At 64.8% G+C, this 14,941-nt stretch carries 14 protein-coding genes and 1 pseudogene; 4 read left to right on the top strand and 11 right to left on the bottom strand.

What is annotated here, in order from left to right:
- From F3J17_RS07505 to F3J17_RS07540, 8 genes are all read right to left on the bottom strand, one after another.
- A partial coding sequence (locus F3J17_RS07505; protein ID WP_167055603.1) for a methyl-accepting chemotaxis protein occupies positions 1 to 1,662 on the bottom strand: 1,662 nt, incomplete at its 3' end.
- A gap of 202 nt (positions 1,663 to 1,864) precedes the next feature.
- A complete protein-coding gene (gene rbsK, locus F3J17_RS07510; RefSeq protein ID WP_345891149.1) occupies positions 1,865 to 2,845 on the bottom strand; it encodes a ribokinase in 981 nt (326 codons plus the stop codon).
- 112 nt (positions 2,846 to 2,957) lie between these two features.
- On the bottom strand, positions 2,958 to 4,031 hold the full coding sequence (locus tag F3J17_RS07515) for a LacI family DNA-binding transcriptional regulator (protein ID WP_167055606.1): 1,074 nt from the start codon (positions 4,029 to 4,031) through the stop codon (positions 2,958 to 2,960).
- Positions 4,032 to 4,270: 239 nt separating this feature from the next.
- Positions 4,271 to 5,314 (bottom strand): ABC transporter permease, encoded by a 1,044-nt coding sequence (locus tag F3J17_RS07520; RefSeq protein ID WP_167055609.1) that lies wholly within the window; start codon positions 5,312 to 5,314, stop codon positions 4,271 to 4,273.
- Positions 5,311 to 7,011, bottom strand: a complete 1,701-nt coding sequence (locus F3J17_RS07525; RefSeq protein WP_167055612.1) for a sugar ABC transporter ATP-binding protein — start codon at positions 7,009 to 7,011, stop codon at positions 5,311 to 5,313. The genes F3J17_RS07520 and F3J17_RS07525 overlap by 4 nt, the downstream gene beginning before the upstream one ends.
- 395 nt (positions 7,012 to 7,406) lie before the next feature.
- Entirely contained in the window at positions 7,407 to 8,363 is a 957-nt protein-coding gene (locus F3J17_RS07530; protein WP_167055615.1) for a sugar ABC transporter substrate-binding protein, read from the bottom strand.
- A gap of 216 nt (positions 8,364 to 8,579) precedes the next feature.
- On the bottom strand, positions 8,580 to 9,557 hold the full coding sequence (gene corA / locus F3J17_RS07535) for a magnesium/cobalt transporter CorA (protein WP_167055618.1): 978 nt from the start codon (positions 9,555 to 9,557) through the stop codon (positions 8,580 to 8,582).
- A gap of 247 nt (positions 9,558 to 9,804) precedes the next feature.
- Positions 9,805 to 10,344: a hypothetical protein gene (locus F3J17_RS07540; protein WP_240160860.1), complete on the bottom strand. Its 540-nt coding sequence runs from the start codon at positions 10,342 to 10,344 to the stop codon at positions 9,805 to 9,807.
- Positions 10,345 to 10,497: 153 nt separating this feature from the next.
- On the opposite strand from F3J17_RS07540, the pseudogene cydX reads away from it, so the two are divergent.
- Both cydX and F3J17_RS07550 read left to right on the top strand, forming a co-directional pair.
- Positions 10,498 to 10,587, top strand: a pseudogene (gene cydX / locus F3J17_RS07545) (cytochrome bd-I oxidase subunit CydX); the annotation flags it as partial.
- A 53-nt stretch (positions 10,588 to 10,640) separates the two neighbouring features.
- On the top strand, positions 10,641 to 11,225 hold the full coding sequence (locus tag F3J17_RS07550; RefSeq protein WP_167055627.1) for an ATP-binding protein: 585 nt from the start codon (positions 10,641 to 10,643) through the stop codon (positions 11,223 to 11,225).
- Positions 11,226 to 11,253: 28 nt separating this feature from the next.
- On the opposite strand, the gene F3J17_RS07555 is transcribed toward F3J17_RS07550, so the two are convergent.
- Both F3J17_RS07555 and F3J17_RS07560 read right to left on the bottom strand, forming a co-directional pair.
- Entirely contained in the window at positions 11,254 to 12,360 is a 1,107-nt protein-coding gene (locus tag F3J17_RS07555) for a saccharopine dehydrogenase C-terminal domain-containing protein (RefSeq protein ID WP_167055630.1), read from the bottom strand.
- Between the two features lie 199 nt (positions 12,361 to 12,559).
- The gene (locus F3J17_RS07560) at positions 12,560 to 13,024 is read right to left on the bottom strand and encodes an Lrp/AsnC family transcriptional regulator (RefSeq protein WP_167055633.1); all 465 of its coding nucleotides are present in this window, start codon (positions 13,022 to 13,024) and stop codon (positions 12,560 to 12,562) included.
- Positions 13,025 to 13,289: 265 nt separating this feature from the next.
- Between F3J17_RS07560 and F3J17_RS07565 the strand changes: the two genes are divergently transcribed.
- Together F3J17_RS07565 and F3J17_RS07570 are read left to right on the top strand one after the other, a co-directional pair.
- On the top strand, positions 13,290 to 13,853 hold the full coding sequence (locus F3J17_RS07565; RefSeq protein WP_167055636.1) for a Spy/CpxP family protein refolding chaperone: 564 nt from the start codon (positions 13,290 to 13,292) through the stop codon (positions 13,851 to 13,853).
- A 237-nt stretch (positions 13,854 to 14,090) separates the two neighbouring features.
- Entirely contained in the window at positions 14,091 to 14,525 is a 435-nt protein-coding gene (locus F3J17_RS07570; RefSeq protein ID WP_167055639.1) for a PGDYG domain-containing protein, read from the top strand.
- 4 nt (positions 14,526 to 14,529) lie between these two features.
- On the opposite strand, the gene F3J17_RS07575 is transcribed toward F3J17_RS07570, so the two are convergent.
- Positions 14,530 to 14,895 (bottom strand): DUF3022 domain-containing protein, encoded by a 366-nt coding sequence (locus F3J17_RS07575; protein ID WP_167055642.1) that lies wholly within the window; start codon positions 14,893 to 14,895, stop codon positions 14,530 to 14,532.
- Between the last annotated feature and the right edge of the window lie 46 nt (positions 14,896 to 14,941).

The following is a 14,941-nucleotide window of genomic DNA, read 5'->3' on the forward strand; positions in this document are numbered from 1 at the left end:
GGCGGCGGCGGGCGCCGGGCGGGCTGCAACCGGCTTCGCCGCCGGACGCACCAGCGGCTTCGCGCTGGCCTTGGCGGGGGCGGCCGAGGCCGTCGGTGCGAACGTCATGGCCGACGCGCCATGGTCGTCCAGGTTGAACACCGCCACCGCGGCGCGCAGACGGCCCGCCTGATCTTCCAGCGACTGGGCCGCGGCCGCAGCCTCTTCCACCAGCGCCGCATTCTGCTGCGTGACTTCGTCCATCTGCGTGACGGCGCGCGCGACTTGATCGATGCCGCTCGATTGTTCCTGCGAAGCGGCAGCGATCTCGCCCATGATGTCGGTCACGCGCTGCACCGCGCCGATGATCTCCGTCATCGTGCGGCCCGCTTCGTCGACCAGCGCCGAGCCCGCCTGCACGCGCTCGACCGACGTATCGATCAACGCCTTGATTTCCTTGGCCGCCGCCGAGGAACGCTGTGCGAGGCTGCGCACCTCGCCCGCCACCACCGCGAAGCCGCGGCCTTCTTCACCCGCGCGGGCCGCTTCCACGGCCGCGTTGAGCGCCAGGATGTTGGTCTGGAACGCGATGCCTTCGATGATCGTGATGATGTCCGAGATCTTCGCCGAGCTCTGGTTGATGTCGCCCATCGTGCCGACGACCTGGCTCACCACACTGCTGCCCTTGTTGGCGATTTCCGATGCATTGGCCGCAAGCTGGCTCGCCTGACGCGCGTTTTCGGCGTTCTGCTTCACGGTGCCGGTCAGCTCTTCCATGCTCGACGCGGTTTCCTGGAGCGCCGACGCCTGCTCTTCCGTGCGCGAGGACAGGTCGATATTGCCGGCCGCGATCTGGCGCGTGGCCGTGGCGATCGATTCAGCGCCTTCGCGCACCGAGCGAACCGTATCGGTCAGGCTGCGCTGCATGCGCGAGACGCCGCCGAGCAGTTCGCCCATTTCGTCACGCGTACGCACCACAACGGGGCGGCGCAGATCGCCTGCGGCAATCGCCGTGAACGCACCCAGCGCCTCGCCGAGCGGTTCCGAAATCGCGCGGCGCAGGGCGAGGAACGAGAACACCGAAGCGCCGATGCCGATCAGCAGCGCCGCGAATACCGCGATGCGCAGTTCGCTAAATGCCGATTGCGCCGAATCGAAGCCATCCTGCGCCAGCGACGTCTGCAGTTTGTCGAGCGCGAGATCGGCCTTCGAGAGCTGGTCGTAGGCGGCCTGCAGCGCCTTGGCGCCGTCGAGCACCTTGCTCTGGTCGGCTGCCGTGATGATGGCGGCGAAGTTGTCGGCGACCTGATGCAGCGCGTCGCGACGGGCCGCGACGTCCTGCGCAAGACGGTCCTCTTCCTGGCCGCGCGGCAGGTCGCTGTACTTCTTCCAGTAGCCGTCGGAGATGCCGCGCATTTCGCGCGCACGGCCGATCGTGGTGGCCGCGTCGGGCGTGCCGATCTGGAAAGCCGCGCGGTCGAGCGCGAGGCGCTCGCGTGCGGCGTAGATTTCGGCCATGTTCACGGCATGGCTGCTAGGCATCTGGTTGGTGTAGGTATCGCGGTACGCGTCGTTGGAGCGCGTGAGGCCCAGCAGCCCCACCACGCTGATGACGACGATCAACGCCGCCAGAAAACCCATCGTGAGGCCGATGCGCGCCTTGATGCTGATGCCCTTGTTCATGACTCTCCCGTACTTGCCGAAAGCGGTGGCTGCCGCTTCTGAAAAACGAATAACTGCGCTTAACCTGCTCTGAATTCGTTTACGGCAAACGTTTGAGAGACTTGAAATTGTTATATGGTATGACGAAATAATCGAAACGCATGACGCAATAATTACAAATTGCTGTCTGTTACTTTCGAATGATCGATAACGCGGCGAACGCTTAACTGCGCAGATCGGCAAGCGTTGGAATGGAGGGCTGCGCGCCTGCCCGCGTGACGGAAATCGACGCCGCGCGCAACGCAAACGGGATCGCGGTTTCGGACGTGGCGCCTGCGGCCAGTTGCGCGGCCAGCGCGCCCACGAAGGTGTCGCCTGCTGCTGTCGTGTCGATCGCGGCGACTTTGGGCGCGGGCCAATGGCGCGGCGCGTCCGTTTTCCGGTCGAGCAACGCGCACACGCCCTGTGCCCCCAGAGTAATCAACACGTTGCGCGCGCCCGCATCGCGCAGCGCATGCGCGGCGCGCGCGGCTTCGTCGGGTGTCGTCACGGGCAAGCCGGTAAGCGCCGCCGCTTCGAGTTCGTTCGGCACGAGGTAATCGACGAGCGGCAACCACGCTTCGGGCAAGGGCCCGGTTGCCGGTGCGGGATTGAGGATCGTGATCTTGCCCAGCTTGCGCGCCGCGGCGAGCGCGGCATGCACGGCGTCGGGCGGCGTCTCCAGCTGGCAGACGACCACTTGCGCCGCCGCGAATACCGCTTCGTGACGCGCCAGCGAGGCGGGCGTCACGCCGCCATTGCTGCCTGCGACGATGACGATCGCGTTCTGGCTCGCATCGTCTACTACGATCAGTGCTACGCCGGTGGGCGCGGCGGCCGAGGTGTCGAGTGCGTCACAGTCGATGCCTTCGGCTAGCAATCCGGCGCGCAAACGTTCGCCATTGGCATCGTTGCCGACGCAGCCGATCATCGCCACCTGCGCTCCCAGCCGCGCTGCCGCCACGGCCTGGTTGCCGCCCTTGCCACCGGCCACCTGTACGAACGCGCTGCCCGCGAGCGTTTCGCCCGCGCGCGGCAGACGCGGCGCGCGAGCCACCAGATCCATGTTGAGACTGCCGACTACGGCAACGCGAGCAGGCGTCGCCGGGTCTGGGCCATGAACCGGCGCCTGAGCGCCGCCACGCTTTGCCTGATTCGTCGCCACCACGTGATCTCCTCTACGGTGTTGCGTCGACAAGCCGTGCGGCGGGCGCTGGCGTCCTCTGATGTCGGGCCTGAAATCGGGCCCGAGGTCAGGCCTGACTTCAGTCCTGGATTCAGGCCGCTAGCGAGGCAGGCTCGGGTTCGGGTTCCTGCTCGGACTCCGCTTCCGTGTTGCCACTCCACGGCGCAGTCGATTCGCGTTGCAGAAGCTGCGGCGTCATCACACGCCGTTGCACCTTGGCACCGGTGCGCTCGCGTTCCGCCGCGCCGATACGCTCGATCAGCGTAAGCGCCGCCATCTCGCCAAGCGCCCGCGCCGGCTGGCCGACGGTCGAAAGCGCGGGCCACGTGAAGTGACCCAGCTCGATATCGTCGAAACCGATGATCGAAACATCGGCCGGCACGCGCAAGCCGCGTTCGGCAGCGGCACGCAGCGCGCCGATGCCCATCATGTCGTTGCCCGCGAAAATCGCGCTTGGGCGCACGGTGTCGAATAGCTGCGCCGCCGCGCGGTAACCGCCCGCGCCCGAAAAATCCGCTTCGACGATCGCGCCCGGCGCGATCTCGATGCCGCGTTCGGCCATCGCGCGCAGGAAACCGTGCATGCGCATGGCGCTCACCGCCGTCGCGACCGGCCCGGTGATGCAGCCGATATTCGAATGGCCCAGTTCGATCAGGTGGCGCGTCGCGAGCCACGCGCCGCGCTCGTGGTCGATCTGCACGAGATCGGCGTCGAGGCCTTCAATGTTGCGGTCTACCACCACGATCGGCTCGCGCGTGTCGCCCAGCGTCGCGGCCAGCACGGCGTCGTCGCCGGCCGAGGCCACGATCAGCCCGTCGATCCGCTTTTCCTGCAGCACGCGCAGATAGTTGCGCTGCTTGACGGGATCGTCGTCCGAATTGCAGAAGAACACGCAGTAGCCTTTCTGCGCGCAGCCGTCCTCGACGCCGCGCGCGAGTTCGGCGAAATACGGATTCGTGCCATTGGGCACCACCAGCCCGATGGTCGCGGTCGAGCGTGCCTTGAGCGAGCGCGCCACGGCCGAAGGCACGTAGTTGAGGTCGCGGATCGCCTGCTCGACCTTGGCCCTCACCTCCGCGGATACGGGCCGCGAATTGTTCACCACATGCGACACCGTCGTGAATGACACCCCCGCCACGGCGGCCACATCTTTGATCGTCGCCATTTTTCTGTTGCTCCTGCTTCGTCCTGCACGTTTTCTACTGCTGCCGCCGTACACACGGCGATTGCTCTCGGCGTCCACGCTGGTGCTGCTGGTCTGCTCCGCGGACGCGCCCTCGTTACGTTCTTATTGCTGTGATTCCCGCGATGTTCGCGGCGATGTGCGCGCTGCCGGTCCGCAGCCTGCCATCTCCTGCTTCAACGCGTTTGCCGCTTTTTAATGCTCTTTTTCCTGCGCTTTCATCATTTGCTTCGGCGCTTGTTGCGCCGGTTGCTGCGATACGTGTCGAGCACCACCGCCACCACGATCACCGCGCCGGTGATGATGCGTTTGGTCGGCTCGTTCGCGCCGATCTGCGCGAGCCCCGCCGCCAACACCGAAATGATCAACACGCCGAAGAACGTGCTGATCACCGATCCTCTGCCGCCCATCAAACTCGTGCCGCCGATCACCACGGCCGCGATCACCTGCAACTCCAGACCGACGCCCGCGTTCGGATCGGCGGCTTCGAGACGCGACACCTGGAACAGCGCCGCAAGGCCCGACAAGGCGCCCATCAGCGCGAACACCAGAATCTTGTACGGCCGCGGATCGACGCCCGCGAGCCGCACGGCTTCCTCGTTGGTACCGATACCAATCAGGTAGCGGCCGAACACCGTGCGCGTGAGCACCAGCTGCGCGATCACCATGACCGCCACGGCGATCAGGAACGCAGGCGAGATGCCGAACGCGATCGGATTCGAGAGGAAGTCGAACGCATCGCCGATATACGCGGTGCGCGAATTCGTCATCTGGTACGCGAGGCCGCGCGCGGCCTCCAGCACACCAAGCGAAACGATGAACGACGGAATGCGCCAGCCCACCGTCACCGCGCCCGTGAGCGTACCCGTTAGCGCCGCGGCCAGCAGGCCGAGCAGCGCCGAAGGCAGCGGCCCTAGCCCCCACTTGAGCGCGGCCACGCTCACCACCGAAGCACCGAGCGCCAGCACCGATCCCACCGACAGATCGATACCCGCGATGATCAGCACGAACGTCATGCCCACCGACATCACCACGAGATCGGGAATCTGGTTCGCGATCGTGCTGAACGTATCGTAGGTCAGAAAGTGCGAACTCAGCAGCGAAAACAGGACGATCATCGCCACCAGCGCGAGCGCCAGCCCAAGATAATTCGACAGGCCGAAACGCGTGCCGACGGGCTTGCCGCTCGCGACCCGCGCCGCACCTTGCGCTTCGTTGCCCGGCGTTGGCGGCGTTGGTTGTTCGCGCAACGGTTGATTCGTCATGAAGCGCTTCCTCCTGGTCCTGCTTGTGATCCTGCCTGGGGTCCTTGATCGCCCGCCACCGTGGTTTCCGGATCGGGCAGATCGGCGGCATCGGCCAGCAGCGCCTCTTCGGCGCGATAGCCCGCGAACGCCGCACCGAGCAGCTTGTCCTGGGTCCACTCGCCGCGCGCGAATACCGCCGTCATCTTCCCCGCCGACATCACGCCGATGCGGTCGCAGATCAGCATCAGCTCGCGCAGGTCGCTCGACACCACCACCAGCGCGCGGCCTTCGCGTGCGAGCGCGCCCATCAGCGCGTAGATGTCGAACTTCGCCCCCACGTCGATGCCGCGCGTGGGCTCGTCGAACAACAGCACGCGCACGTCGTTCGACTCGCGCCGCGCCAGCCAGCGCCCAATCACCACCTTCTGCTGGTTGCCGCCCGACAGCTCGCCCACCGCTTGCCCGGGACCCGCCGTGCGAATCCGCATCGCATCGATCTGCGCGGAAGCCAGCGCGTTCTCCCGCGTCGAATCCACCACGCCGTAGCGCGACACCGCGCCGATATTACCGAGCGACACATTCGCGGCGATCGGCTGCGGCAGCAGCAAGCCTTCGCCCTTGCGGTCCTCGGTGATCAGCGCAATGCCCAGCCGCACAGCATCCACCGGCGAGCCGATCTGCACCGGCTCCGGCGTTTGACCCGGCGCGCCCGCAAGCGCGACCGTGCCGCGATCCTTCACATCGGCGCCGTAAATCAGGCGCATCAACTCCGTACGTCCCGCGCCAATCAGGCCTGAGACGCCAAAAATCTCGCCCGCGCGCACTTCGAACGACACGTCGCGCACGACATTCGCGCGCCCGAGTCCTTCGACTTTCAGCAGCGGCGCGCCGATGCGCCGTTCGCCCAGGTCGATCTGCTCGCCAAGCTCCCGTCCCACCATCAGCGCGACGATGCGATCGGGCGTGAGGTTCGCCATTGCGTCCTCGCGCACCAGGCGCCCGTCGCGCAGCACGGCCACACGCTGCGAAATCCGCTCCAGCTCTTCGAGCCGGTGCGAGATGTAGACCAGCGCCACGCCGCGCGCCTTGAGTCGGGCGATCTGCTCGAACAGCAGCTCGACTTCGCGGCCCGTGAGCATCGCGGTCGGCTCGTCGAGGATCAGCACGCGCAGCGGCGCGCCCTCAGTGCCGATCAGGTTGCGGGCGATCTCCACCAGTTGCTGATGACCGATGCCAAGCTCCCCGACCGGCGTGTCCGGGTCGATCGCGTCGAGGCCCACCTGCGCCATCGCTGCGCGCGCATCTTCGCGCAGACGCGTGCGATCGATCCAGCCGGTCCAGCCGAGCGCCTTCGCGCGCGGCAGGTGATTCAGATACAGGTTCTCGGCGACCGAAAGCGTAGGCAGGAGGTTGAGCTCCTGCATCACCATGCGCACGCCAAGCGCTTCCGCTTCCTTGCGGCTCGCAGGCGCGTAAGGCCGCCCCATCAGCGTCATGCTGCCGTGCGTGGGCGTCACCAGCCCGCCGACGATCTTCGACAGCGTGCTCTTGCCCGCACCGTTCTCGCCCGTGAGCGCAAGCACTTCCCCCGCGCGCAGCGCGAGGCTGACGTCGGCGAGCACCGGCTGCTCGTAGGTCTTGCCGACGCCCGTCACCGTGAGCACCACGCCTTCGGCGGATGCGGGAGACTGTGCATCGGGGGCAATTGCTTCCATCACGATCCTGTAGTCGCGCTGCCAGGGCCGCCTTCGGCGCTGTTGTACGATCCGCACAAAAAGGGCGCTGCCGGCGCGCGGTACGCGCTGGCCCGCCCTCTCCACAAGCCGGCGCACGCCGTTCGGGCGGTCCGCCGTTGGCGGCGCGATCCTTCAACCTTGCTCACGCAGCCATCACGCTACGAATAACGGCGGCGCATCGCTTTTCTTGAGCGGTTTATTACACAAGTCTCACACGAGACCGGTGCGACTAACCTGCGCAGCCCCGCCCGCAAGGCGCCGGGCCGGGCTGCGCGGTTTAACCATCCAGTGAAAACGAAGGCCGGAAGGCGCGCCGAACGATTCGGCATGCATACTTTGTGCCTTCCCGGCCTTCGCCACGCCCATGAGGCGGCTTACTTCGTGACCAGCACGACCGGCGTTTCGACCACACCGGAGAGATCGGCCTGCTTCTTGTGCTCCTTGAGCGCCTTGAGCGCCGTGTCGATGCCGAACACGGCCTGCTTGGCGGCGTACTGGTCGGCGGTGGCGAGCACGCGGCCGTCCTTGAGCATCGGCTTGATGGCGTCGATGTTGTCGTAGCCGACCACGTAGACCTTGCCCTGCTTGCCCGCCGCGCGCACGGCCGACACGGCGCCGATCGCCATGTTGTCGTTGCCGCACAGCAGCGCCTTCAGGTCAGGGTACTCGTTGAGCATGGCCGAGGCCACGGCATTGCCCTTGTCGATTTCCCATTCGCCCGACTGCGTGGAGACGATCTTCGCGCCAAGCGCGTCCATCGCGTCCTTGAAGCCGGCCGTGCGCTGCTGCGCATTGGTGGTGGTGGACACGCCTTCGACGATGCCGACCTGATCGCCCGACTTCAGCTTCTTCGCCAGGTAATCGCCGACCAGACGCGCGCCTTTCTTGTTGTCCGGGCCGACGAATGGCACGTTCAGGTTCTTCGACTTCAGCACGTCGGGGTCGAGCCGGTTGTCGATATTGACGACGATGATGCCCGCATCCACGGCCTTCTTCACGACCGGCACGAGCGCCTTGGAATCGGCCGGCGCGAGCACGATGGCGTCCACCTTCGAGACGATCATCTGCTCGACGATCTGGATCTGCGCGGCCGTATCGGTTTCGTTCTTGATGCCGTTGGTGATGAGATCGAACTCAGCGGGATTGTGCTTCTGGTAGTCCTTCGCGCCGTTCTCCATGGTGAGGAAGAACTCGTTGGCGAGCGACTTCATGACGAGGGCGACCTTGGGCTTGTGGCCGGCGGCCTGGGCATGCGCCGAAAGCGGCAATGCCGAAACAGCGAGAAATGCAGCAGCGGTACAAAGAAAGCGACGGCGAATGCGGGAGTTCATCTTTGGAGTCTCCAGTTGTCTGGCCCGGCTGGGCCGTATTTCTGCTTATGCGCAAACGTTTGCAGGCGGCCCATTCCCGCCGGGCCGCTGCACGCGGTGTCAATTTACCGCGAGTTGCTGCATCGTGCTCAGCGCGTTGCGTCTGGGAATCGCTTTTGTCGCGCTGCGATGCAGCATGTGAAGCACGTGATGAAGCACCTGCGGAGCCGCAGACTATCAGAGCCAGCCGCCGCGGCGGAACAGGATGTACAGCACGATGTCGATGATCGCCATCACGGCGAGACAGACTTCGTAGCCATACTTGAAATGTAGCTCCGGAATGTGCTCGAAGTTCATCCCGTAGATACCCGCAATCATGGTCGGGACGGCGAACAAAGCCGCGAAGGAGCCGAGCCGCTTGGTCACCTCGTTCTCGGCCAGCGAGATCATGCCGAGGTTGACCTGAATGGCCGTGACAATCATTTCGCGGCGCGCGTCGATCATGTTGGAGATGCGCACCAGGTGGTCGTACACGTCGCGATAGTAGGCCTGCATGCCCAGGCACACTTGCGGGATGCGGCCGCCCACCAGCTTGCCGACTGCATCGACGAGCGGCGTGATGTGGTGCTGCAGGATCACGAGACGGCGCTTGAGGGAGTACAGATCCTCGATGATGGCGCGCGACTGCGCGAGCGTGTGTTTCTCGAAGATGCGGTCTTCCAGCTCTTCGATCTCGCTAGAGAGCGCCTCAAGCACCGGCGCATAGCGGTCGACCACGCTGTCCATCAGCGCGTACAGCACGAAACCGGAGCCTTCCTTGAGCAGATCCGGTTCGCGTTCGCAGCGCGCGCGCACCTCCTGGAAACCCTGCTGCGCGCGATGGCGTACGGAGAGCACGAAATTCGGCCCGGCAAATACATTGACCTGGCCGGTGATGATCTCCCCATCGCCGTCGATCTCGATCGTATGGAACACCGCGAACAGCGTGTCGCCGTATTCCTCGATCTTGGGGCGCTGCCGGCCGTTCATGACGTCTTCGATCGCCAGCGAGTGCAGATCGAATTCTTCCTTCATCGCGGCCATTTCGCCCGCGTCCGGGTCCTTGAGTGCGACCCAGACGAAGCATTCGGGCTTTTGCAGATAGTCGCTGATGGCCTCGATCTGAATATCGGCCAGTTTCTTGCCGCTCTGATACGCGGCGCAATTGATAAGCATGTTCGGATTCGTCCCGGCGGCGCGCGGCAATGCCGGCGCGCCGCCTGTCCTGAGTTGATTCGCTGAAGTTGATTCGCTTAAAGCGGTTGCCAAGTGTAAGCGTTGCATCGACCTTCGCGCGCCGAGGCAGTTCCGCAAGGCGCATAGCAAGCGCAGTGCCGGGACGTCCGGGCACTGCGGCTGAAAGCAAGGTGAAAGTCGCGGGCCCGTGAAACGCCGCTGGCTTGGGGCCGGCAAGCGCTGGCGCTTACTGGGCGACCCGCCGGATGCCGATCCGATGATCCTTGTCGAACGTGACGCTCGCACGATTCGTGTAGCGCGGATCGACGAGGAAACGCAATTCAATCACCGGATCGAACTGCGTCGTCACGCCGATGCGGTGGACGCCCGGCTTCAGGTAAAACGTGACGTGCTCGCCGTCCATGACGTCGGTGACTTCTTCGCCGTCGATGTAAATACGCGCGTCGCGAAATTTAACGATGACGTCGCGGATGCGCTCGCGCCGTACATCCACGGCGACGAGGCCCTCGCCTGGCTCGGTGTAGCCGGGTTTCTGGATGCGGGACTGGGGTACGGGTTTGAACGGCATGGGCGGCGCGCGCTCTTCGGCGCAACCGCCCAGCGCCAATGCCAGCGCCAGGGCGGCGACTGCCGCAACGGGCGCGACGCCCCACGAACGGTGACGCTCTTTGCATACGCGCAGCGGCATGGGCGCTCTCCCCTTTGTCGGCTCTCCGACGGCTTTTGTCTGGATGCGTGGTGCGGCGGACCTGCGAGCGTCCATCATAACCGCACGCGTGCTGCCCGCCGCGCCGGGCGGCGCACATTACGGGCGCGGCGGCGGCGATGGTATATGCTGCCGGAATTGGCGCAGGATCGGGACGCTGTTCCTGAAGCACTTGCGCCGCTTCATCCCGTCAAACCAGGGAGGACGCAAGCGATGTGGTATTTCACGTGGATACTCGGCATCGGCGTGGCGCTGGGCTTCGGCATCATCAACGTGATGTGGCTCGACGCCAACGGCAAGCTCCTCAACGGCGACAACGGCGCTCAACCTCCTGAATAATCCCTGGATCGGCGTACGTGACACGGCTGGTTTTCTTCTGCGGACACGCCGGCACCGGCAAGACTTCGCTTGCCAAACATCTGCTTGGCCCGCTTGCCCGCGCGACGGGCGAGCCGTTCTGCCTGCTCGATAAAGACACGCTCTACGGCCGCACCAGTGCCGCGACGCTCGCCGCGCTCGGTCAGGATCCGCATGATCGCGACAGTCCGCTCTTTCTCCATCATCTGCGCGATCCCGAATATCAAGGCATGCTCGACACCGCACGCGAAAACCTCGCGCTGGGCGTGAGCGTGCTCGCGGTCGGGCCGCTCTCTCGCGAAGTGCGCGAACGGCGTCTGCTGGATCGGGACTGGCTGGGCGTGGGTGAGGATGTGGCGCTCGCCGCCGTGTGGGTGCGAGCCGCCGAGGAGACGGCGCAACAGCGCATCGTCGCACGTGCGCATCCCGGCGACGACTGGAAACTGGCGCATTGGGACGAATATCGGCAACGGCGCTTCGAACCCGCAGGCGCGCAACGGGACGATCTGATCGTGTTCGATACAACCGCGCCCGCGCAAGCCGATTACGACGCGCTGCTGGATCGGCTTGTGCGGACCGGTTGAATCGAAGACTCGCTTTTACGCCACGCTTTTAGACCACGGCTACCGGCGCGAACGAATCGAGCGTGGCGCCTTCGTACACCTGACCGAAGCGGTTGGCAAGAAAGTCCGACAGCGCCACCTGCTCCTGACGCACGAACCCCGCCTGCGGCAGCTTCTTTTCGCGGAACAGGTCGAGCACCGCGCACATCGCGCCCGCCGTGGTGATCTGGATCGCGCTCATCGGTACGCCGCAGACGGTCTTCGCGAAAATCTTGCGCGTGAAGACCTCCTGGACGAGTTGCCCGTTGCGCATACCCGTGACCGTCATGAAGATCAGCACGACGTCCTGCTCCGTCGCGGGAATCGCGCGGCGCATGATCGACTTGAGCACATCGCGGTCGCCAGACAGGCGCAGATCTTCGAGCAGGAACTGCATCAGCGCGCGGTGGCCCGGATAGCGCACCGACTTGTAGTCGAGCGACTCCACACGGCCCGACAGCGTCTCGCACAAGGTGCCCAGACCGCCCGACGTATTGAATGCTTCGTACTCCACGCCATCGAGCGAAAAGTGCTCCAGGCCTTCGAGCGGCTGGACCCACTGCGTGCGACCGTCGCGGATTGCTTCGCAAGGCTGGCAGTATTCGTTGATGAGGCCGTCCACGCTCCACGTGAGGTTGTATTTGAGCGCGTTGGTGGGGAATTGCGGCAGCGCGCCCACGCGCATCTTCACTTCGCGGATCTCCGTGAAGCGGCTCGCGAGCGCATGCGCGGCGAGTCCGATAAAGCCAGGCGCGAGACCGCACTGCGGCATGAAGGCGTGGTCCGCGCCGTCGGCGAGCGCGCGGATCGCGTGCGTGGCGCGCACGTCCTCGGTCAGGTCGAAGTAATGGACGCCCGCGCCCTTCGCCGCCGATGCCACGTTCACCGCGAGGTAATACGGCAGCGCGTTGATGAGCACGTCGTAGCCTTCGAGCGCGCCGCGTAGCGCAGCGGCGTCGCCGGAATCGACGCGCACGGTGGGGATGCCCTGCGCGGCGAGTGCTTCGAGCGCGCGCGCATCACGATCGAGTGCGGCGACTTCGTAGTCCCCGGTTTCGCGCAGCATGTGTGCAATGGTGTGGCCGATCAGGCCGGCGCCTGCGATAGCGACTTTCATCTTGCATCTCCTTGTTGGTGTTCTGTGGTCGGGGGCCATGCCGCGCCCGCTCGGCTACAGTCTAGGGAGGTGCAAAATCAGATCATAGGCGCAAAATGATGCGCTTCGACGTTGCCTTTCGTCATATCGACAAAGGTTTTGGTCGAAATGACGAAAAACTATAAAAATCGTGTTAACGGTGCCGATTTCAAGGCGCGGTTCAGGGTGTCACCGTGCCGCGATCGATCTTGCGCGCCAGCACGATCGAGGTCGTCGTGCGCTCCACGCCCTGCATGCCGCCAATCTGGTCGAGTAGCTCGTTCAGGCGCTCGGGCGAAGCGGCGCGTAACCACGCGACATAGTCATATTCGCCGCTCACCGCGCAGAGCAATTGCACTTCGGGCATCTTGCCCAGCCGCTTCTGTACATCCGGACCGTGGCGCGGCGCGATGATGAGCCCGACCCATGCCTGAAGGCTCGCATCGAGCACATCCTGTCCGAGCCGCACGCCATAGCCAGCGATGACCTGCGATCGTTCGAGCCGCGCGATGCGCGCCAGCACCGTGGTGCGCGCGACGTCCAGCTGGCGCGCGAGATTCGCCACGCTTTCACGCGCGTTTTCCTGCAGCAGCGCAACGAGGCTGCGATCGAGGTCGTCGAGTTGGTCGAGGCGCGGCGGTCTCATCGTTTGGACGGCTCCTGAAGCATCAAGGCATTAAATGTGTGATGCCATTATCGCTCGCTTATCCATCGCCTATGCAGCATGCAAAGCGAGGTGTTTCAGCTTATTTCCGAGCGTTTCGTTTGTAAGCAGTTGTCGCATCGCAGTCGATTTGTCGCGATAACGTGGTACTAATAACGCCTGCAACGCTTTGCACCGACGGGTTCTGCACCTGCTCGATACGAACTAGCCACAAACTCGCTACGAAATGAAGATTCAAGGAGCAACAATGAAGAAAGCTTTCGTCATCCTTGCCGCCACGCTCACGATGAGCGCCGCCTTTGCACAAGGCGCTGTCGCGCAGACCGCAGCTTCGTCCACGCCGGCCGCCGCAGCCGCATCGAGCGCCGATGTGCGCGCCGCGCAGCATCAGCAGCGTGTGGAAGAGCGCATCACGTATCTGCATTCGGCGCTGAAGATCACCGCCGATCAGGAGCCGCAATGGAAGACGTTCGCCGACGTCATGCGCAGCAACGGCCAGACCATGGCCGATCTGTACAAGCAGCGCGTGGAAGGCGAAGCGCAACGTAACGCGCTCGACGACATGAAGCAGTACGCCCAGATCACCCAGGCGCACGCTGACGACATGCAGAAGCTCGTGACGGCCTTCGAGCCGCTGTACACCAGCTTCTCGCCGGAACAGAAGAAGCTGGCCGATACGACCTTCCGTCACCCGGATCACGGTCCGAAGGGCCCGGCGCAACATCCGAAGCACAAGCTGAAGCCGAAGGCCAAGGCTCCGGCCGCCGCAGCCAGCGGCGCCGACGCGGCTAGCGCACCGGCAGCACAGTAAAGCACCGGGAAAATCGCGCGCCGCTCGCGTAGTGCGCGATTTCAAGGTACGCTTGCGGACCGCACGACGGCCGGGCAGATTGCCCGGCCGTCGTGCTTTTTGTCGCGCGTTTATCGCGTCGCTTTGCCTGGTTTCTGGTATCAGCTCGACTTAGAGCCTATATTTCAGGCAGTTTTCCCGCATCGACACGAGTCGATGCACATCAAAGCCTTTTGCGGCAGGTCCGCCACTACCACCATGATCGAACTGACCCAACTCGACCTCGCCGCCGATTCCGCCGCACAACGTGTCGTCAAGGACGAAACCGTCACCGTCGAATTCGCCGCTGCCCCGGGCGAGCTGATGAGCCTCGAAGGCCCGAACCGCTACGCCCCGGGCGACGCCATCATCACCGGCGCCACCGGCGAGCGCTGGGTCGTGTCGCGCGAGCGCTTCGATCCGAAGTATCTGCCTGCCGATGCTGCGCTCGCGCACGGCGCGCCTGGCGCCTATCGCAACCGCCCGAGCGTGGTGCTCGCCAAACGCATGGACGAGCCGTTCACGATCGTGCGCTCGGCGGGCGGCGACCGCCTGCACGGAGAAGCCGGCGACTGGGTCATGCAGTACGCGCCCGGCGATTACGGTGTCGTAAAAGCCGCGCGGTTCGCGAAGGTGTATCGCGTAGCCGATTAACGCCTTACGCGAATTCCTCATCGAGATCGAGCGTGACGTCGCGCGGCGTTTCCTCGCCTTTCGCGTGCTGCTCTTCGAGCGAGCCGATCGTCGCCTCCACATAGGCGTGCAGAACAGCAAAACTGCGCGAGCGCATACGCGCAGGCAAGGCCCGATAACGCGCCAGCGCGGCGGGCGCGATGGCCACCGTCAGCGTCATGCGGCGCGCGGCCGTGCCCATGCGCATCGCCACCCAATGCACGACCAGTTGCGGCGTGCCGTTTTCGGCGGCCTGCTCGGCAAAACGCGTCTGCTCGGGGAAAATATCGGCGATCACGCGCGCGAGCTGCTCGATATCGGCGCTCGCGCATTCAAACAGATAGTCTTCCATCGCTCGCTTGTGCCCGGAATCTGGGCTCTCAGGATAGGGTTTCGAG

The organism is Burkholderia sp. Ax-1719, assembly GCF_011753055.1.
Classification (GTDB): domain Bacteria; phylum Pseudomonadota; class Gammaproteobacteria; order Burkholderiales; family Burkholderiaceae; genus Paraburkholderia.

What these genes read in the sequence shown, in the direction of transcription:
- F3J17_RS07515 (WP_167055606.1), bottom strand. Translation starts at nt 4,031, where the DNA reads ATGGCGACGATCAAAGATGTGGCCGCCGTGGCGGGGGTGTCATTCACG.
- F3J17_RS07520 (WP_167055609.1), bottom strand. Translation starts at nt 5,314, where the DNA reads ATGACGAATCAACCGTTGCGCGAACAACCAACGCCGCCAACGCCGGGC.
- F3J17_RS07525 (WP_167055612.1), bottom strand. Translation starts at nt 7,011, where the DNA reads ATGGAAGCAATTGCCCCCGATGCACAGTCTCCCGCATCCGCCGAAGGC.
- F3J17_RS07530 (WP_167055615.1), bottom strand. Translation starts at nt 8,363, where the DNA reads ATGAACTCCCGCATTCGCCGTCGCTTTCTTTGTACCGCTGCTGCATTT.
- corA (WP_167055618.1), bottom strand. Translation starts at nt 9,557, where the DNA reads ATGCTTATCAATTGCGCCGCGTATCAGAGCGGCAAGAAACTGGCCGAT.
- F3J17_RS07540 (WP_240160860.1), bottom strand. Translation starts at nt 10,344, where the DNA reads ATGATGGACGCTCGCAGGTCCGCCGCACCACGCATCCAGACAAAAGCC.
- F3J17_RS07555 (WP_167055630.1), bottom strand. Translation starts at nt 12,360, where the DNA reads ATGAAAGTCGCTATCGCAGGCGCCGGCCTGATCGGCCACACCATTGCA.
- F3J17_RS07560 (WP_167055633.1), bottom strand. Translation starts at nt 13,024, where the DNA reads ATGAGACCGCCGCGCCTCGACCAACTCGACGACCTCGATCGCAGCCTC.
- F3J17_RS07565 (WP_167055636.1), top strand. Translation starts at nt 13,290, where the DNA reads ATGAAGAAAGCTTTCGTCATCCTTGCCGCCACGCTCACGATGAGCGCC.
- F3J17_RS07570 (WP_167055639.1), top strand. Translation starts at nt 14,091, where the DNA reads ATGATCGAACTGACCCAACTCGACCTCGCCGCCGATTCCGCCGCACAA.
- F3J17_RS07575 (WP_167055642.1), bottom strand. Translation starts at nt 14,895, where the DNA reads ATGGAAGACTATCTGTTTGAATGCGCGAGCGCCGATATCGAGCAGCTC.